This is a genomic window from Stenotrophomonas geniculata ATCC 19374 = JCM 13324, from assembly GCF_001431625.1.
GTDB lineage: Bacteria > Pseudomonadota > Gammaproteobacteria > Xanthomonadales > Xanthomonadaceae > Stenotrophomonas > Stenotrophomonas geniculata.
The window spans coordinates 79,302-97,189 of record NZ_LLXT01000149.1 but is presented as its reverse complement, the minus strand read 5'-3'; the positions used below and the strand labels follow the sequence as shown (position 1 = coordinate 97,189).

At 67.4% G+C, this 17,888-nt stretch carries 14 protein-coding genes and 1 riboswitch; of the genes, 6 read left to right on the top strand and 8 right to left on the bottom strand.

From position 1 onward, the window contains the following. Positions 1-57: 57 nt before the first annotated feature. Both ARC63_RS20305 and olsF read right to left on the bottom strand, forming a co-directional pair. Positions 58-858: a UDP-2,3-diacylglucosamine diphosphatase gene (locus ARC63_RS20305; RefSeq protein ID WP_019338088.1), complete on the bottom strand. Its 801-nt coding sequence runs from the start codon at positions 856-858 to the stop codon at positions 58-60. Further along, positions 855-2,570 carry a bifunctional ornithine lipid synthase OlsF gene (gene olsF, locus ARC63_RS20300; protein WP_057504242.1) on the bottom strand — a complete coding sequence of 572 codons (1,716 nt, stop codon included), beginning with the start codon at positions 2,568-2,570 and terminating at the stop codon, positions 855-857. The genes ARC63_RS20305 and olsF overlap by 4 nt, the downstream gene beginning before the upstream one ends. Positions 2,571-2,896: 326 nt before the next feature. On the opposite strand from olsF, the gene metK reads away from it, so the two are divergent. Together metK and ARC63_RS20290 are read left to right on the top strand one after the other, a co-directional pair. After that, positions 2,897-4,108, top strand: coding sequence for a methionine adenosyltransferase (gene metK, locus ARC63_RS20295; RefSeq protein ID WP_010481882.1), 1,212 nt, complete (start codon positions 2,897-2,899; stop codon positions 4,106-4,108). Between the two features lie 140 nt (positions 4,109-4,248). Next, on the top strand, positions 4,249-4,755 hold the full coding sequence (locus ARC63_RS20290; RefSeq protein WP_010481883.1) for an acyl-CoA thioesterase: 507 nt from the start codon (positions 4,249-4,251) through the stop codon (positions 4,753-4,755). 67 nt (positions 4,756-4,822) lie between these two features. Here the strand turns inward: ARC63_RS20290 and ppc are convergent, their stop codons facing one another. Further along, complete coding sequence (gene ppc / locus ARC63_RS20285; RefSeq protein ID WP_057504241.1) at positions 4,823-7,534, bottom strand: phosphoenolpyruvate carboxylase; 2,712 nt, start codon at positions 7,532-7,534, stop codon at positions 4,823-4,825. 236 nt (positions 7,535-7,770) lie between these two features. Next, positions 7,771-10,287, bottom strand: coding sequence for a S9 family peptidase (locus ARC63_RS20280; protein ID WP_043397996.1), 2,517 nt, complete (start codon positions 10,285-10,287; stop codon positions 7,771-7,773). A gap of 120 nt (positions 10,288-10,407) precedes the next feature. After that, positions 10,408-10,491: riboswitch (S-adenosyl-L-homocysteine riboswitch) on the top strand. A 36-nt stretch (positions 10,492-10,527) separates the two neighbouring features. Between ARC63_RS20280 and ahcY the strand changes: the two genes are divergently transcribed. The 3 genes from ahcY to ARC63_RS20265 all read left to right on the top strand — a co-directional run bounded on the left by ahcY (position 10,528) and on the right by ARC63_RS20265 (position 13,159). Beyond that, positions 10,528-11,973 (top strand): adenosylhomocysteinase, encoded by a 1,446-nt coding sequence (gene ahcY / locus ARC63_RS20275; RefSeq protein WP_049451423.1) that lies wholly within the window; start codon positions 10,528-10,530, stop codon positions 11,971-11,973. A 209-nt stretch (positions 11,974-12,182) separates the two neighbouring features. Continuing rightward, entirely contained in the window at positions 12,183-12,656 is a 474-nt protein-coding gene (ybaK, locus tag ARC63_RS20270; protein ID WP_019338083.1) for a Cys-tRNA(Pro) deacylase, read from the top strand. Continuing rightward, a complete protein-coding gene (locus ARC63_RS20265) occupies positions 12,656-13,159 on the top strand; it encodes a hypothetical protein (protein ID WP_049448953.1) in 504 nt (167 codons plus the stop codon). The genes ybaK and ARC63_RS20265 overlap by 1 nt, the downstream gene beginning before the upstream one ends. Here the strand turns inward: ARC63_RS20265 and ARC63_RS20260 are convergent. After that, complete coding sequence (locus tag ARC63_RS20260; RefSeq protein WP_158003735.1) at positions 13,156-13,740, bottom strand: energy transducer TonB; 585 nt, start codon at positions 13,738-13,740, stop codon at positions 13,156-13,158. The two genes, ARC63_RS20265 and ARC63_RS20260, sit on opposite strands and share 4 nt — an antisense overlap. A gap of 138 nt (positions 13,741-13,878) precedes the next feature. Beyond that, positions 13,879-14,436, bottom strand: coding sequence for a DUF3228 family protein (locus tag ARC63_RS20255; RefSeq protein WP_019338080.1), 558 nt, complete (start codon positions 14,434-14,436; stop codon positions 13,879-13,881). Between the two features lie 136 nt (positions 14,437-14,572). Here ARC63_RS20255 and ARC63_RS20250 point away from each other — a divergent pair, with 136 nt between their 5' ends. Next, complete coding sequence (locus ARC63_RS20250) at positions 14,573-16,090, top strand: amidohydrolase family protein (protein WP_057504240.1); 1,518 nt, start codon at positions 14,573-14,575, stop codon at positions 16,088-16,090. A 6-nt stretch (positions 16,091-16,096) separates the two neighbouring features. Here the strand turns inward: ARC63_RS20250 and ARC63_RS20245 are convergent, their stop codons facing one another. Then, on the bottom strand, positions 16,097-16,828 hold the full coding sequence (locus ARC63_RS20245; RefSeq protein ID WP_057504239.1) for a LytR/AlgR family response regulator transcription factor: 732 nt from the start codon (positions 16,826-16,828) through the stop codon (positions 16,097-16,099). Then, complete coding sequence (locus ARC63_RS20240) at positions 16,825-17,874, bottom strand: sensor histidine kinase (protein ID WP_057504238.1); 1,050 nt, start codon at positions 17,872-17,874, stop codon at positions 16,825-16,827. The genes ARC63_RS20245 and ARC63_RS20240 overlap by 4 nt, the downstream gene beginning before the upstream one ends. Between the last annotated feature and the right edge of the window lie 14 nt (positions 17,875-17,888).

The window sequence follows — 17,888 nt, the reverse complement described above, 5'->3', positions numbered from 1 at the left end:
ACACGCAATGAAGAGCAGCCGAGCATGGGCTCGGCTCTACAAGGGGACAGACGCGGGTTACGCCGCCTGCGACAGGCGCGCGCCCGGCAGCTCCACCAGCGTCTGGCCGTTGTGGTCCAGCAGGCGCAGCGCGCCATCGTGGTCTTCGGCCAGCGCGGTCAGGCTTTCCACCCAGTCGCCGTCGTTCGCGTAGACCAGGCCATCGCGTTCAATCAATGCAGCGCGGTGGATGTGGCCACAGATGATGCCATCCAGTCCGCGACGGCGGACATCGTCCAGCCCGGCCTGCACGAAGCGTTCGATGTAGCGTTCGGCGGCGCCGCTGCGCTTCTTCAGGAATTCAGACAATGACCAGTAGCGCATCCCCAGCAGGCGCCGCACCGCGTTCAACGCCTGGTTGCCGGTCAGGATGCGGTAGTACAGCCAATCGCCGAATTTCTCCTGCAGGCCGCCGAAGTGGGTCACGCCGTCGTACTCGTCCCCATGCGCGACCAGCAGCCGGCGGCCATCGGCGGTCACGTGGATGGCGCGGCGGCGCACCTGCATCGCCGGCAGCATCAACCCGCAGACCTGGCGCAGCGAAGCATCGTGGTTGCCGGGGATGTAGACGATCTCGGTCCCGGCACGGCGCAACGCGTGCAGGGCCTGGATGACTTCGCTGTGTGACTGCCGCCAGTTGGCCCGGCGGTGCGCCATCCACCACAGGTCGATGATGTCGCCGACCAGATACAACCGTTCGCAGCGCAGCTGCGAGAGGAACCGTGCCAGCTCGGTGGCATGGCAGTGACGTGAACCCAGATGTACATCGGAGACGAACACTGCGCGCCGGTGCGGCGACAGGTTCGCCAGCGCGCTCATGCCGGCGTCCCCGCGTCGCGCAGGTAGCGTTTGCGCTTGTTCGGCCGGATCGCACACAGGTCCACTTCGATCAGGCCGTCGATCGAATCGCTGAAGTCCGGGTCCACGCCGAAGGCGAGGAAGCGCGCGCCACCGGGTTCACACAGATCGGTGTACTGGCGGTACAGCGTGGGCACGCCGGTGCCGAGTGCGGCCAGGTTGGCCTTGAGCACATCGAACGCGGCGCCTGCATCCAGCTCGCCGAAACTGGGCGGCGCGGCGAAGTACTGGAACGGGCGGTTCGATTCGACCAGGCCAGCAGTACCGCTGTAATAGCGCTGGTAGTACGCCACCAGCTGCTCGCGCGCATCGCGTGGCAGCGCCGCGCTGATCGACACGGCGCCGAACAGGTAGCGGATGCCCGGCCGGCACTGCAGGTAGGCGCCGATGCCCTGCCACAGGTAATCCAGGCTGCGGCTGCCCCAGTAATCGGGCACCACGAAGCTGCGGCCCAGTTCCAGGCCCTCGGCGATGTGGGTGATGGCATCGTCGGAATAGCGGAACAGCGACGCACTGTAGAGCCCGGACAGGCCGTGCCGGGCCAGCGCATGGGCGCCGCGCATGATCCGGTAAGCGCCGGCGATGCGCTGCGCGGCCGCGTCCCAGATCACGATGTGCTCGTACCGCAGGTCGTAGTCGTCCAGGTCGCGGCTGCGCCCGGTGCCCTCGCCCACCTGGCGGAACGTCAGTTCGCGCAGGCGGCCCAGCTCCAGCAGCAGAGGTGAATCAGCGGTACAGGTGGCCAGCAGGATCTGCTTGCCATCGGCGGTCTGGCCCAGCTGGGTCGCTGCGGCAATCCCTGCGGCGACCTGCGAGGGCGGCACCGGGGCAGCCAGCGGCTCCGGACCTGCGCAGGCAGCGGCAATACCGGCTGTGCCATTGCGGCCCAGCGCATAGAGCGCGCGGCGTACCGCCAGCAGCTGTGCGCCCGGGTCGCCGCCTTTGCCCAGCTGCATTGGCTCGCCGATGCTCAGGCGCAGCGGGCGGCCACGGCGGGTAAACATCTCGCGCGCCAGCAGCGCCGTGCCAGCCGGCTTGAACAGGGTCGAGGCGCCGTAGAACAGTGCCGAATTGCGTGCTTCCACGCGCACCGGCAGCACCGGCGCACCGGCGGCACGGGCAAAGCGGACGAACCCGCGCTGCCAGCGGCCATCGCGGATGCCGCGCAGCGACAGGCGCGAGACCTCACCCGCCGGGAACACAATCACGCACTGCTCGGCGGCCAGCGCCTCCTCCACCGCGTGCAGACTGCCGCGCTGGGCCTTGCCGCCAAGGATGCGCACCGGCAACAACAGGTCCTGCAGTGGCGCGATGGCCCCCAACAGATCGTTGGCCACGATCCGCACGTCACGACGGATGCGGCCGACCGCGTCCAGCAGTGCGAGGGCGTCCAGCGCCCCCGAGGGGTGGTTGGCGACGATCAGCAGGCGGCCGGTGGCGGGAATCTTCGCCAGCGCGGCCGGATCCACCTGGTACTGGCCATCGATGAATTCCAGGCCGGCGGCGACGAAGCCGAATCCGCGCAATCCTGCACTGCGCTGCAGGAACGCTTCGATCTGGTCCAGGCGCGACCAGCGGCCGACACTGCGCAGCAACGGCCGTGCCAGTTGGCCCCGGCGGCCGTGGAACCAATCGGGGAAGCGTTGCTGGAGACGCTGTTCGAGTTCCTGCATGGCGGATCCACTCATGCCCGGCGGCCGGATTGGCCGACAGCCTGCGCCCGGCAGGCGGCAGCCAGATGGCGGTTTCGGGGCAGAACGATGACGGCCGGCCTGGCAGGGTCGCGGCCTGCGCGGTCCGGGGTTGGACAGCCCCATCCGTCGTCACGCTGGTGGAACACTGGGCCTCGAGGCCGGGCCCAATCCCGTCACGACGGCCCTTGCCAGGCCTACGCGGGCTTAACCACCGGCAACCGGTACCGGTTCACAATGCACAGGCGGCGCACCCCGTGTATCATTCGCGCCCATCTTTCCATCCGAATCAAGGGATATTACGCCTGATGTCCAGCTATCTCTTCACCTCCGAGTCGGTCTCCGAAGGCCATCCGGACAAGGTTGCCGACCAGATCTCCGATGCGGTGCTGGACGCGATCCTGACCCAGGACCAGCGCGCCCGCGTGGCCTGCGAGACCATGGTCAAGACCGGTGTTGCCATCGTGGCCGGTGAAATCACCACCAGCGCCTGGATCGACCTGGAAGCACTGACCCGCAAGGTCATCACGGACATCGGCTACGACAGCTCCGACGTCGGCTTCGACGGCGCCACCTGCGGCGTGCTGAACCTGATCGGCAAGCAGTCGCCGCACATCGCCCAGGGCGTGGATCGCAAGAAGCCGGAAGAAATGGGCGCTGGCGACCAGGGCCTGATGTTCGGCTATGCCACCAACGAGACCGACAGCTACATGCCGGCCGCGATCCACCTGTCGCACCGCCTGGTCGAGCAGCAGGCCAAGATCCGCAAGAAGAAGAACTCGCCGCTGTCGTGGCTGCGCCCGGACGCCAAGAGCCAGGTCACCCTGCGCTATGAAAACGGCGTGGTCTCGGCCATCGACGCCGTGGTCCTGTCGACCCAGCATGCCCCGGGCATCAAGCAGAAGGACCTCATCGAGGCCGTCCGCGAAGAAATCATCAAGCCGGTGCTGCCGGCGAAGTGGCTGCACAAGGGCACCAAGTTCCACATCAACCCGACCGGCAAGTTCGAGATCGGTGGCCCGGTGGGCGACTGCGGCCTGACCGGCCGCAAGATCATCGTCGACACCTACGGCGGCTGGGCCCGTCACGGTGGTGGCGCCTTCTCCGGCAAGGACCCGTCCAAGGTCGACCGTTCGGCAGCCTACGCGGCCCGCTACGTCGCCAAGAACGTGGTTGCCGCCGGCCTGGCCGACCGTTGCGAAGTGCAGGTCTCCTACGCCATCGGCGTGGCTGAGCCGACCTCGATCTCGGTCACCACCTTCGGCACCGGCAAGATCAGCGACGACAAGATCGAGAAGCTGATCCGCAAGCACTTCGACCTGCGCCCGTACGGCATCATCAAGATGCTGGACCTGGTGCACCCGATGTACCAGCAGACCGCGGCCTATGGTCACTTCGGCCGCAAGCCGAAGGAGTTCAGCTACCTCAACGGCGAAGGCGAGACCGTCAACGCCACGGCCTTCTCCTGGGAGAAGACCGATCGCGCCGCCGCCCTGCGCGCCGATGCGAAGCTGAAGTAAGAAACACGAAGGGCCGCTCACGCGGCCCTTCTGCTTTCTGTAGAGCCGAGCCCATGCTCGGCTTTCTTTTTCCTGCGACAAGAGCAGCCGAGCATGGGCTCGGCTCTACAAGAGCTACGCCACGCCGATACAATCGCCCCATGTCGACCGAACTGAAAACCCACCAGCTGTCCATGACCGTGCTGATGTCGCCGGAGATGGCCAATTTCTCCGGCAAGGTCCACGGTGGCGCGATCCTGCGGCTGCTCGACCAGGTCGCCTATGCCTGTGCCAGCCGCTACGCCGGCAGCTACGTGGTCACCCTGTCGGTCGACCAGGTGATGTTCCGCCAGCCGATCGCGGTGGGCGAGCTGGTCACCTTCCTGGCCTCGGTGAACCATACCGGTACCTCGTCGATGGAAATCGGCATCAAGGTGGTGGCCGAGGACATCCTCAAGCGCAGCGTGCGCCACGCCAACAGCTGCTTCTTCACGATGGTGGCGGTGGACGAGGAAGGCCGGCCGACGCCGGTACCGCCACTGCAACCGGCCACCTCCGACGAGAAGCGCCGCCAGGCCGCCGCACAGATCCGCCGCCAGCTGCGCCAGGAAATGGAACAGCGGCACCTGGAACTGCTGGCGTCGAATCCGCCGTCGCCGGAGGAGTGAGGGCGTGCGGGGCACGCCCCGCACCCACCGAGGCAGGTAGCGCCGGGCCATGCCCGGCGGATACGCATCACCCGGTGTTCTGCACGCCCTGCGAAACACCGTTCACGCACGCCACGAGCGCGCGCAGCAGTTCGTCATCCTCGCGTCCGCTGGCCCGCCAACGCTGCAGCAGATCCACCTGCAGCACGCTGATCGGATCGACGTAGGGATTGCGCAGGCGGATCGACAGCGCCAGCCGCGCATCGTGGTCCAGCAGCGTCTGCTGGTCCATCAACGCCAGCAGCCAGTGCCGGGTGAGTTCCAGTTCACGCTGCACCTGCGGGAAGAAACGCCCATGCAGGTCGCCCGACAACAGCGAGAACTGCTCGGCGATGGTGATATCGCCCTTGGACAGCACCATCGCGATGTCGTCCAGGAAGGTGCGGAAGAACGGCCAGTCACGCGCCATATCGCGCAGGGTCTGTTCGTGGCCGGCATCGACCGCCGCCTGCAGGCCACTGCCCACGCCGTACCAGCCGGGGATGACCGCGCGTGCCTGGCTCCAGGCGAACACCCAGGGAATCGCGCGCAGGTTGCCCAGTGCCGCGTCCTGGCCGAGCCGACGCGAAGGACGCGACCCCAGCGTCATCCGCTCGATCACGTCGATGGGTGTGGCGGTACGGAAGTAGTCCATGAAGCCGGCCTGGCCAACGAACGCGCGATACACCTCGCTGCTGGCCGAGGCCACCGCGTCCATCACCGGCCGCCAGTCATCCTCGCGCGGCTCGGCGGCACGCGGGCGCAGGCTGGCGCGCAGCACTGCACCGGTGGCCTGTTCCAGCGAGCGCAGGGCCAGCGCCCGGATGCCGTATTTGCGATGGATCACCTCGCCCTGCTCGGTCACCCGCAGGCGGCCATCGATGCTGCCGCGCGGCGACGCATCGACCGCGTGCGTGGTCTTGCCACCGCCACGGCTGATCGAACCGCCACGGCCATGGAAGAAGGTCAGGCGGATGCCGGCCTCGGCCGCCACCTCCAGCAGTTCCACCTGCGCACGCTGCAGGCCCCAGCGCGAAGCAGCGATGCCACCGTCCTTGCTGCTGTCCGAATAGCCCAGCATCACCATCTGCACGTCGTCGCGCGCACGCAGATGGGCGCGGTAGACCGGGTCGGCCAGCAGGTCACGCAGGGTGGCCGTGCCACGCTTGAGGTCATCCACGGTTTCGAACAGCGGCGCGATGTCGAGCGGCACCGAACCGCCTTCTTCCACCAGGCCGCCACGGCGCGCCAGCGCCAGCACCGCCAGCACATCGCTGCGGTCGTGTGCCATCGAGATGATGTAGCTGCCCACTGCATCGCTGCCATGCCGCGCGCGCGCATCGGCCAGCGCAGCGAACACCGCATCCAGCCGCTGGTTGCCCTCGTCATCGCCATTGGGCAGCGTGTCTTCCCCGCTGGCATGCGGGCCCAGCAGGCGCGCACGGCCCAGCGCATCCAGCGCCTGCCAGCTTTCTTCGCCGCCCAGCACCGCAGCCAGTGCGCGCGCATGCACGCTCGATTCCTGGCGCACATCCAACCGCGCCAGATGGAAGCCGAAGGTCTTCACCCGCCACAGCAGGCGCTGCACGGCGAAGCCGCCTGCATGTTCGCCGCGATTGGCGCGCAGGCTGTCGAGGATCAGCTGCAGGTCGTCGATCAGTTCGGCGGGGCCGGCGTAGGCGCCCCTGCCATCATCCAGCGTCGCCTGCAGGCGTGCGCGCATGCGGTCATTGAGCAGGCGGTACGGCATGTCGGCATGACGCGGGCGCGACTGCACCTGCGGCAGCAGCTGCTGGTACTGCGCCACGCGTGCCTGCAGCGAATCACTCACACCCACCCGCTCGGTAGACTGGCTGAGCAGGCTGGCCAGCTGCAGCAGTTCCTTCTGGTAGCGCCCCAGCACTGCCTGCCGCTGCGCATCCAGCGTGTTGCGGATGGTGGTGGCATCCACATTCGGATTGCCATCCATGTCGCCGCCTACCCACGTGCCGAAACGCAGCAGGCGCGGCAATGGCAGTTCTTCACCGTAGGTATCGCGCAGCGCCTGCTGCAGCGATTCGTACAGCACCGGGATCACCCGGTACAACACCTGCACCAGATAGAAGCCGACATGTTCGCGCTCGTCATCCACGGTGGGCCGCACCGGCGAGGAGTCGGTGGTCTGCCACGAGGCCGTCAGCGCCATGCGGAAGCGCGCGGCGTCGGCCGCGGCCTCACCTGGCGTGCGCTGGCCGTCGAGGTTGTCGACCAGGCTGGCCACCATCAGCTGCTCTTTTTCCAGCAGCGCGCGGCGCACCGCCTCGGTCGGGTGCGCGGTGAACACCGGTTCGATGTCGATGCGCGGGAGCCACTGCGCGAGTTCGTCCAGGCCCACGCCCTGCGCCTTCAAGTGCTGCAGCGCGTCCTGCAGGCCATCAGGCTGTGCACCTGCGGTACCGGCGCGCTGATAGTCACGGCGACGGCGGATGCGATGCACGCGCTCGGCGATGTTGACCACCTGGAAGTACGTGCTGAACGCACGCACCATGGTTTCGGCCTGCTGCGGCGTGCGCCCGGCCAGGCCATCGGCCAGCTCCGACAATGGAGCTTGATTCTCGCGGCGGGCGATGGCGCGGGTGCGCACGTCTTCGACGTCGTCGAGAAACGCGGCGGACACCTGTTCAACCAGCAGGTCACCGACCAGCGCGCCGAGCCGGCGCACGTCATCGCGAAGCGGAAGATCGGGAGAAGCAAACTCGATGCTGCTGCGGTACTCGTTCATCGGCGACGCACAGGCCTCGGTCAACGGATCCAGGCCCCAAGCCTAAACCAGAACGGGCGTCGTGCTGCGATGCAAGAATGGTTTCATCTGCACGCATCCATGGCGGACGCAGCCGCGCATGGGCTCGGCTCTACAAGCGTCGTGGCGCGTGACACCGTGTAGCGCCCGAGCCCATGCTCGGGCGGCGGCGCAGCCGCACAGGCGGCCCCGTTGCAGGGGCCGCACTCATGCAGGTATCAGCGCTTCTTCTTCGCCTTGCCCTGCTCGGCCGGGCCGATGGTCTGCTCCAGCCAGCGCTCGCTCTCGGCCAGCATGGTCATGATCGATTCGCGTGCGCGGTAGGCATGCGATTCGTTCGGCAGCATCACCAGCCGCGCGGTGCCACCCAGGCCCTTCACCGCGGCGAACATGCGCTCGCTCTGGATCGGGAACGTGCCGGAGTTGTTGTCGTCCACGCCGTGGATGAACAGGATCGGATCCTTGATCTTGTCGGCGTAGTTGAACGGCGCCATCTTCTGGTAGACGTCCTGCGCCTGCCAGTAGTTGCGTTCCTCGGCCTGGAAACCGAACGGGGTGAGCGTGCGGTTGTAGGCACCGCTGCGCGCGATGCCGGCCTTGAACAGGCGGGTGTGCGCCAGCAGGTTGGCGGTCATGAACGCGCCGTAGGAATGGCCGCCGATGGCGATGTGCTCGCGATCGGTCACGCCACGACGCACCACCTCATCCACCGCTGCCTGCGCGTTGGCCACCAGCTGTTCGATGTAGGTGTCGTTCGGCTCCTTGTCGCCCTCACCGATGATCGGCATCGACGGGCTGGCCAGCACCACATAGCCCTTGGCCAGGAACGCCTGCGGGCCCCAGTAGCTGACCGCATTGAAGCGGTACGGCGAATCGGTCACCTGGCTGGCCGCCGCCGCGCTCTTGAACTCACCCGGGTAGGCCCACATCAGCAGCGGACGCGGACCATCGCGCTTCGGGTCGTAACCCGGCGGCAGCAGCAGGGTCGCGGTCAGGTCGACGCCATCCTTGCGCTTGTAGCGGATCTGCTCCTTCTGCACGCCCTTGAGCTGCGGGAGCGGATGGGCGAAATGGGTCAGCGCGCGCGGTGCGGCACCGGCATCGGCCAGCGACTGCACATAGAAGTTGGCCGGCTCATCCGGGCTTTCACGGCTCAGCAGCAGCGAGCTGCCCTGGTCGTCCAGCAGCGCCACTGGCGCGGCGTAGCTGGGCGCCTGCGAGTGGAACAGGCGGGTGGCCTTGCCCGTGGAGATGTCGAAGCGGTCCACGAACGGGCGGTCGCCCTCCGGCGATGCACCGGCACCGGCCAGGTACAGGCTGCTGCCATCGGCGGTGGTCTGCAGCAGCGAGCGCCCGCGGTCGTCGCTGGACAACAGCGGACGGCCCGGATCGGAATAGCGGTCCTGCGCGTCACGATCCCACAGCAGGCGCGGCTCGGCACCGGCATTGTCCGGGGCAATCAGCCAGGTCCTGGTCTTGCGCGTCTTCCACCACGACTCGGTCAGCAGGGCCAGGTCGCCACGGCCCCAGTTGATACCCACCAGACGGCTGCCGAGCTGGGCCAGGGTCACCGGCGGCTTGTCGAACGGCGCGGCCTGCATCAGCACCGCATCGCGCACCTTGGCCTCCCGGTTCGGATCACCACCGTCCTGTGCCTCGGCCCAGACCAGGGTGGCATCGGCATCACCCCGCCAGCTGATGTCGCGCACGCCGGTCACTTCGGCGTCGTTGCCGGTCGGCAGGCCTTCCACCAGCGGACGCACGGCCACGGTGTGCACCAGCTTGCCGCTGGCACGGTCGATCACTTCGATGCGGCGCGGGAAACTGCTCACCGGCACCACGTAGGAGTACGGCCGCTGCACCGGCTGGCGCAGCACGAAGCGGCCATCCGGCGACACTGCAAAGCCCATGAAGATGCCGGCCGCGCCGATCGCGCGGGTGCTGCCATCCAGGCTGACTTCCATCGGCTGGGTGGTGGCGTAGTAATCGAACTGGCGGGCGTCGGCCTCGTTCTTCAGCAGGTCCTGGTAGGTACGGATCGACACCACGCCGCCGCCCTGGCGGGTCTGCTGCACGGCCGGGCCGGTCGGAATGCCGTCGGCGGCCGGGGCCGCACCGAGGCTGGCAGGGCGGGTGAACACCACCAGGCCGCGGCTGTCCGGCAGCCACTGGTAGCCGCTGCCGATCACCGTGTTCAGGCCGGCAACCAGACGGCGGGCACTGCCACCGGCCACGTCCACCAGCCACAGTTCATTGGCGCCACTGGCGGCATCGACCTGGTTGAAGGCCAGCCACTTCTGGTCCGGCGACCACATCACACTGGCGATCGACAGCTTGGCCGGCAGGCCGCTGATCTGCCGTTCCTTGCCGTCGGCCACGTTCATCAGCCACAGCTTCTCGCCGAAGCTGAAGCGGCTGTCGGAGAACGTACGCGGGTTGATGCGCAGGCCGGCCAGCTTCAGTTCCGGCTGCGCCACCACCTGGATCGAAGGCAGCGACGGCATCTGCATCATCGCGGCCACGTCGCGGCGTGGCGACAGGTACAACGAGGGCGCACGGGGCGCGTCCACCACCGCCTGCAGCGCGGCCGACGGCAGTTCATAGCCGTTGACGCCCTGGGCCTGTGCGGCCGCAGGCTGCGGCGCTGCCGCCCAGGCCAGCGGGGCCACCGCCAGCAGTCCCATCGACAGGACCAGGCCGGTCCAGCGCCGTGTGCGGCGCGCGTGCATGCTCATCGTTCCACCTGTGTGATGCGTGAAAACACCGACCTTAACAGTCTGTGCACGCGATCCCATCTGCCGATGGTTGGGTCGTTCCGATGTCATGGCGGGGCCGCGATATAATGGGGGTTCTCCCCTGCCGAGGGGCGCTGCGACCGGATCCCACGAGGCCCGGCCAGGCTCGGTAAGGTGGCTTTGTAACAACGGCGCCCGGCTAGATGCGAGCACCCGCTCGTCCACAACCGGAGCACACGAATGAACGCTGTTGCCAAGACCTTCTCCACCGAAGGTGATTACAAGATCCGCGATATCACGCTGGCCGACTGGGGCCGCAAGGAACTGGACATCGCCGAGCACGAAATGCCGGGCCTGATGTCGATCCGTCGCAAGCATGCCGCCAGCCTGCCGCTGAAGGGCGTGCGCGTGACCGGTTCGCTGCACATGACCATCCAGACTGCGGTGCTGATCGAGACCCTGAAGGACATCGGCGCCGACGTGCGCTGGGCCTCGTGCAACATCTTCTCGACCCAGGACCACGCGGCCGCCGCCATCGCCGCCACCGGCACCCCGGTGTTCGCGTGGAAGGGCGAGACCCTGGAAGAGTACTGGGACTGCACCCTGGACGCGCTGACCTTCACCCTGGCCGACGGCACCCTGACCGGCCCGGAGCTGGTGGTGGACGACGGCGGTGATGTGACCCTGCTGATCCACAAGGGCTACGAGCTGGAAAACGGCAGCGACTGGGTCAACACCGCCTCGTCCTCGCACGAAGAACAGGTCATCAAGAACCTGCTCAAGCGCGTCGCCAAGGAGCGCCCGGGTTACTGGGGCCGCGTGGTCAAGGACTGGAAGGGCGTCTCCGAGGAGACCACCACCGGCGTGCACCGCCTGTACCAGCTGGCCCAGGCCGGCACCCTGCTGATTCCGGCGATCAACGTCAACGACTCGGTCACCAAGAGCAAGTTCGACAACCTGTACGGCTGCCGCGAGTCGCTGGCCGATGGCCTGAAGCGCGCGATGGACGTGATGCTGGCCGGCAAGGTGGCCGTGGTCTGCGGCTACGGTGACGTGGGCAAGGGCTGCGCCGCCTCGCTGCGTGCCTACGGCGCGCGCGTGATCGTCACCGAGATCGACCCGATCTGCGCCCTGCAGGCGGCGATGGAAGGCTATGAGGTCAACACCATCGAATCGACCCTGGGCCGTGCCGACCTGTACGTCACCACCACCGGCAACAAGGACATCATCCGCATCGAGCACCTGAGCGCGATGAAGGACCAGGCCATCGTCTGCAACATCGGCCACTTCGACAACGAGATCCAGGTCGATGCGCTGGTGTCGTTCGCCGGCATCAAGCACGTCAACATCAAGCCGCAGGTGGACAAGTACATCTTCCCGAACGGCAACGCGATCTTCCTGCTGGCCGAAGGCCGCCTGGTGAACCTGGGCTGCGCCACCGGCCACCCGAGCTTCGTGATGTCCAACAGCTTCGCCAACCAGACCCTGGCACAGATCGACCTGTGGGCGAACAAGGACAGCTACGAGAAGAAGGTCTACCTGCTGCCGAAGAAGCTGGACGAAGAAGTGGCCCGCCTGCACCTGGAAAAGATCGGCGTGAAGCTGACCACCCTGAGCCAGGAACAGGCTGACTACATCGGCGTGCCGGTGGAAGGCCCGTTCAAGCCGGACCACTACCGCTACTGATCGTGCCGGGGTCGGATCCCTTTCCGCAGGAAAGGGCTCTGACTCCAGCAACGGATGCACACGGAACGGGCGCCTTCGGGCGCCCGTTCTGCGTTGGTCCACCGATCCTGGCTTCTGGTGGATGCCGGGCTTGTCCGGCACCGCATCCGCCAGCGCCAGGCAATAGCCTCGGTCAAGGCAACACCCCCGCCCCACGCTACGATGTCCCCATGACCCCGGCCATCAACCTGCTCAAGCGCGAGAAGATCGCCCACACCGTGCGCAGCTACGTGCACGACGCCCACGCCGAATCCTATGGCGGCGAAGCCGTCGACAAGCTCGGTCTCGATCCGGCCCAGGTGTTCAAGACCCTGCTGGCCAGCACCGAGGCACACGAACTGCTGGTGGCGATCGTGCCGGTGGCCGGCCAGCTGGACTTGAAGGCATTGGCCGAAGCGGCCGGCTGCAAGAAGTGCGAGATGGCCGCCGCCGACGCCGCACAGCGCGCGACGGGTTACCTGGTCGGTGGCATCAGCCCGCTCGGGCAGAAGAAGCGCCTGCGCACCTTCCTGGACGCCAGCGCGCAGGCATTGCCCGCGCTGCATGTCAGCGCCGGTCGCCGCGGCCTGGAAGTGGAACTGGCGCCGGCTGACCTGCTGCGCCTCACCGCCGGCCACTACGCTGCCATCGGCAAGTCACGCTGATGCGCTGGCCGTGGTCTGCAGCGCCGATTCCCCGGCTCGACGATGCGCAGGCCGACGTGCTGCTGCAGGACCTGTTGTCGCGCGACGCAACGCGCATCACCGATGCCGCACGCACCGTCGCCCGATTGTTCACTCCCGCATCCCTGGAGGCGTTGAGCGCGCATGTGGATACGATTGAACGCAGCTGCCAGGGCGTCGCCCTTGGCGGCATGCTGATCAGCAACCAGGCTCACCTCAAGGCGGCCCTGCAACGACTGCGCTACTGGCAGGCGCGCGAAGGCTGCCTGTGTGCGCTCTACCCTTCCTATGTGTTCTTCAGCCCCGAGCCGCTGCTGGAACAAGGTCACGTGCAGCTGCGTGCACGGGGCGAAGCGGAGGATGGCTGGGGCGAATGCTACCGGCTGACGTGCACCTGCTGCGCGCGGCAATGGAGCGCGACCGAGCGCGAGTACCACTACCGCTGGTGGGAGTGGAAGGCCGAGCCCGCCCTGCAGATGCCTTAGTTGAGCTTGAACGTGACCGTTCCGCGTATCAGGCTCATGTCTGGCGCCTTGCCCGCCGCTTCACGCTCATAACGCCAGTCGCGCGCGTGCTTGAGCGCCGCCGCATCGAGCAGTGGGTACCCACTGGACCGGGACAGGATGATCGCCTGGGTCTTGCCTTGTGCATCCAGCAGCAGCATCAGCTCGACACCGCCCTGCTGGGCTTCGCGCATGGCGGCCGCGGGATACGCCGGGACCGACGAGAGCCGCCGCTGGTGCCAGCCTCCTTCCCGGGCAATCAACGGCGTGCTGGAAGAGAGCGGGCAACGGGCAGGCATCTGCAGGTCGAAGCCCGCAGCCCCTTGCGAAGGCCGGGTGGTGGCTGGCCCACCACAGGCAATCGCCGACACGCTCTGGAGCAATGACTGCTGACGCGAAAGCGCTGCTGCGTCATCCGCTTCCACATGGAACGTGCAACGCCCCGAGGTTGCCTGCGCCTGCAGTGAACCCACGCCCGCGTCGCGGATCTGCGTCACGTCGGACAGGGCCCCACAGGCAGCGCCGGCATCGTACTTTGCTGCCGAGCTTTCACTTGCGGCCAACAGGCCTGCGGCGACCCATGCAAACGGCATCCAACGTCGAACATCCATCCCTGTGCCCCCTGCGTTGATTCACCGCCATGGTAGCGCTCCACTGCCGTCACCCTGTTCACATGCCGGCTGTCCGGCCACAGCGTGGGCTCAGGGCCGCCAGTTGGCGTTGTTCTCCCAGAACTCCACCGAGCGCCGGTAGGCCTCCCGGTCCAGCGGTACACCGGAACCGCCCTCCTCCACGCCCAGCGCATTGCGCATCATCGTGATCGGCGCCATCGGCACCTCTTCCGGTTCGGCGGTGTAGATGCAGCCGACGATGCCCCAGTCGGCCTCGATCGGTGAACCTTCCCTCGCCAGCTGCCCGGCGCTGTACAGGATCACCACCAGGTAGTTCGCGCGCGGGGACTCCACACCCTCGAACCAGCGCACCAGTACCGGCAGTTCCTCACGGTTGCGCGCTTCGTAGCCGCTGCGCAGCAGATGGCGGTTGTCCTCGGTGACCGGCACCGTCAGGCAGCGCGTGCTGGTCCAGTTCTCGTAGACGAACAACTTGCAGAACGGCGCGTAGCCGTCGAGCACCTTCAGCGGTGCGTGCGCATTGAGGTGTGCCTCGAACTGCTCGGCAGTGCAGTCCTGGATGGTGTTGCCGCGCGGCACGCGCGGGAACAGGCGGGGACGGGCGAAATCGGTGAGGACGATGGACATGGCAGGGCGTGATCAGGAGTTCCACCGCACAGGGTAACCGCCCCGGAGCCAGGCCGGGCCAGATGCCGATGGTCACTGGCGCCCGTGTCCGGCTTGCAGCACCCTGCGGACGACCCAATGCAAGGATTGCCGGCTCATGGATGCAGCACGTGCGTTGCCCCGTTCCGCCCACCGTCGGCGATGGCCGATCGTTCTGGCCATCCTCCTGCTGGCGCCGCCATTGCTGTTCGCCGCCGCTCTGCTCTGGCCGCTGTCGGCACCGCCGTTGCCCGAGCCGGGCAACAGCCGCGTGATCGTCAACGCGCGGGTGGTGGACGTCGCGCGTGGCCAGGTCAGCGCCCCCACCACAGTGACAGTGCGCGACGGCACGATCACTGCCATTGGCAAAGCTCCACGGGACACTACATTGCCGGTGCTCGATGCCGGTGGCCGCTGGCTGGTGCCCGGCTTCTGGGACATGCATACCCATGCACTGCAGCTGTCACCGCAACTGCAGTTCGCACTGATGCTGGCCAATGGCATTACCGGCACCCGCGACATGATGGACTGCCCGCAGGCTACCGACCCGCTGATCGCCTGCGTGGCTGACAAGCGCCGCTGGACTGCACAGGCCATCGCAGGGCAACAGGTCGCACCCCGCTTCGTGCAGATCGCCAGCTTCTATTTCGAGGATCCATCACTCTCGCCAGAGGCTGCCGCATTGCGGGCGCACGCGTACAGCGCCCGTGGCGTCGACGCGTTGAAGGTCTACAACAAGCTGCGTGCGGATACCTACCAGCGGCTGGCCACCGAGGCACGGCAGCTGCACCGTCCACTGGTCGGCCACCTGCCCAGGGCTGTGCCTCTGGAAGACGCGGTGCAGGCAGGCCAGCGAAGCTTCGAACACGCCCATCTGTTCGTGCGCCACTGCTTCGACAACGCGGCGGCATGGCGCGGTGGCGCGCTTGACGGCGAAGACCCGACTGGACTGGCCGAACGCATGGTGGCCAGCTATCAGCCCGCGCTCTGCAGCAAGGCGTTCGGTTTGATGCAGGCCAGTGCTGCAGCATTCGTGCCAACGCATGTCACCCGCGAAGAAGATGCACGTGCACGCGACCCCGCCTTCGTCAACGATCCGCGCCTGGCCTATCTGGATCCGCTCTCGCGCTGGGCGTGGCGCGATGACCTGAAGGCAACGGTGGCGCGCTACCCCGGCCTGCGTGGCGAAGACGCGTTGAAGGCCTATTTCGCCCATGGCCTGGCGCTCACCGGTGCCGCGCATCGTGAGGGCGTCACCGTGCTGGTCGGCACCGATACCGGGCTGGGCGGCTTCCGCTACCACGATGAACTGCAGTGGTTGCGGCACGCCGGGCTGAGCCAAGCCGATGTACTGCGTGCCGCTACCCTGCAGGCCGCGCGTCACCTGGAACTGCAGGCGTCACATGGCAGCGTCGAGGTCGGCAAGGCGGCCGATCTGGTGCTGCTCAACGGCGACCCGCTGCAGGACACCGCAAACACCCGTCGCGTGCATGCGGTGCTGCTGGCCGGCCACCTCTATGACCGCCCGCGGTTGGATTCACTGCTGGCCTATGCGCGTAGGCAGGCACGCTCACCCGCCGTAATGGCACGCCTGCTGTGGGGCTTCATCACCAGCCCGGTCAGTGCCGAGCTGTAGCGGCAGCTACAACGCCATCCGCTCGCGCAGTTCACGTGCCTGCCGCCGCGACACGTCCACCTCACTGCCATCATCCAGCGTCAGCTCGTAACCATCGGCAATGCTGGGCGTTACGCCACGGATGCGGCGCAGGTTGACCAGGGTATTGCGGTTGGCACGGAAGAACAGATCCTGCGGCAGGCGTGCTTCCAACGCGCTCAGGCTGCGGGTCAGCAAGGCGTTCTGGTCGCGGAACCACAGCCGCGTGTAATTGCCATCCACCACCAGCCGGCGGACCTCGGAGACCGCCACGAACCAGCAGCGTTCTCCCTCGCACACGAACACCTGGTCCTGCGCGCCCAGTGTGCTGCGCGGCTCCCGCGTTTCGCCCGCCACCACCTCGCGCTGGCGCGCCCGCTCCAGCGCCTCCAGCAAGCGTGGCGCCTCGACAGGCTTCACCAGATAATCCAGCGCATTGGCCTGGAACGCGCGCACGGCGTAGGTGTCGTAGGCGGTGACGAACACCACTGCAGGCACCGTCTCCAGGCCGTCCAGCACATCGAAACCACTGCCGGAAGGCATCTGCACGTCCAGCAGCACCAGGTCCGGCGCCAGCGTGGCGATCGCCTCGCGCGCGGCAGGCACATCGTCGGCCTCACCCACGCACTGCACCCATGGCAGCGCCGACAACAGCGTACGCAGCTCCTGCCGCGCCAGCCGCGCATCATCAACGATCAACACACGCAGCGTAGCACTCATTGTGGAATCTCCAGCAGGGCCTGCATGCGGTCGCCGACCGGTTGCAGCGTGAAACGCCCCTGCGTACCGAGCTGCGCATGCAGGTAGGCAAGGCCGACGCCATGCCCATGGGCAGGCTCGCCGGCGCTGCCCGGCGGGTTGTCCACCTGCAGTCGCAATACATCGCCGTCCAGCGTGGCCTGGATCTGTACCTCGCCACCACCGGGGCGGCTGGCAATGCCGTGCTTGATCGCATTCTCCACCAGCAGCTGCAGCGCCATCGCCGGCAACTGCGCCTGCAGGGCGTCAGCATCGATGCGCCGAGCTACCTGCAGGCGCTGCTCGAAGTGGATGGCCTCGATCGCCAGATAGTCGTCCACCACCGCCAGTTCTTCGGCCAGCGTGACCTGCTCACTGCGGTTGTGCGCCAGCGCCCGGCGCAGCGTGCGCGACAGGCGCGTGACCATGTCGCGGGCGCGCTCGGGGTCTTCCAGGATCAGCGCGCGCAGGTTGTTCAGCGCATTGAACATGAAGTGCGGGTTGAGCCGTGCGCGCAGTGCATCGCGCTCCAGTGCGCTGCGTTCGGCTTCGGCTCGCAGCCGGGCCAGTTCACTGTGGCGCGCCCGGCGCAGACCGTGCAGGCCGGCCCACAGGCCGGTCCACATCAGCAGGAACAGCGCGGTGTTCATCCAGTACACCAGCAGCGAAGACCATCGGTAATCCGCGTGGCCACCGGGCAGCTGCACCCAGCCCAGTGCCAGCGCCGGCAGCAGCAGCGCCGCCGTCATCGCCTGTGCGACGCTGGCACCGGCCACCACACCGGCGGCCAGTTTCAACACCAGGCCGCCCAGGCTCCCCTCCCACCAGCGCTGGCGCAGCGCCACCGCGCGCAGCATGCCGCTGCACAGCCACAGGCAGGCGGCCACGCTGACGGTGATCAACACGATGCCGCTGAACACCACGCCGCCGCCGATCCGCATCCCCGCCCACAGCCCGTACATCGCATAACCCGCCCATGCCAGTGCATTGAGCGTCCAGAAGCGGCGGGATGAGGTGGTGGCGTCCATGCGGGCTCTCGACG

What these genes read in the sequence shown, in the direction of transcription:
- ARC63_RS20280 (WP_043397996.1), bottom strand. Translation starts at nt 10,287, where the DNA reads ATGAGCATGCACGCGCGCCGCACACGGCGCTGGACCGGCCTGGTCCTG.
- ARC63_RS20305 (WP_019338088.1), bottom strand. Translation starts at nt 858, where the DNA reads ATGAGCGCGCTGGCGAACCTGTCGCCGCACCGGCGCGCAGTGTTCGTC.
- olsF (WP_057504242.1), bottom strand. Translation starts at nt 2,570, where the DNA reads ATGCAGGAACTCGAACAGCGTCTCCAGCAACGCTTCCCCGATTGGTTC.
- ybaK (WP_019338083.1), top strand. Translation starts at nt 12,183, where the DNA reads ATGACCCCGGCCATCAACCTGCTCAAGCGCGAGAAGATCGCCCACACC.
- ARC63_RS20245 (WP_057504239.1), bottom strand. Translation starts at nt 16,828, where the DNA reads ATGAGTGCTACGCTGCGTGTGTTGATCGTTGATGATGCGCGGCTGGCG.
- metK (WP_010481882.1), top strand. Translation starts at nt 2,897, where the DNA reads ATGTCCAGCTATCTCTTCACCTCCGAGTCGGTCTCCGAAGGCCATCCG.
- ppc (WP_057504241.1), bottom strand. Translation starts at nt 7,534, where the DNA reads ATGAACGAGTACCGCAGCAGCATCGAGTTTGCTTCTCCCGATCTTCCG.
- ARC63_RS20290 (WP_010481883.1), top strand. Translation starts at nt 4,249, where the DNA reads ATGTCGACCGAACTGAAAACCCACCAGCTGTCCATGACCGTGCTGATG.
- ARC63_RS20255 (WP_019338080.1), bottom strand. Translation starts at nt 14,436, where the DNA reads ATGTCCATCGTCCTCACCGATTTCGCCCGTCCCCGCCTGTTCCCGCGC.
- ARC63_RS20250 (WP_057504240.1), top strand. Translation starts at nt 14,573, where the DNA reads ATGGATGCAGCACGTGCGTTGCCCCGTTCCGCCCACCGTCGGCGATGG.
- ahcY (WP_049451423.1), top strand. Translation starts at nt 10,528, where the DNA reads ATGAACGCTGTTGCCAAGACCTTCTCCACCGAAGGTGATTACAAGATC.
- ARC63_RS20240 (WP_057504238.1), bottom strand. Translation starts at nt 17,874, where the DNA reads ATGGACGCCACCACCTCATCCCGCCGCTTCTGGACGCTCAATGCACTG.
- ARC63_RS20265 (WP_049448953.1), top strand. Translation starts at nt 12,656, where the DNA reads ATGCGCTGGCCGTGGTCTGCAGCGCCGATTCCCCGGCTCGACGATGCG.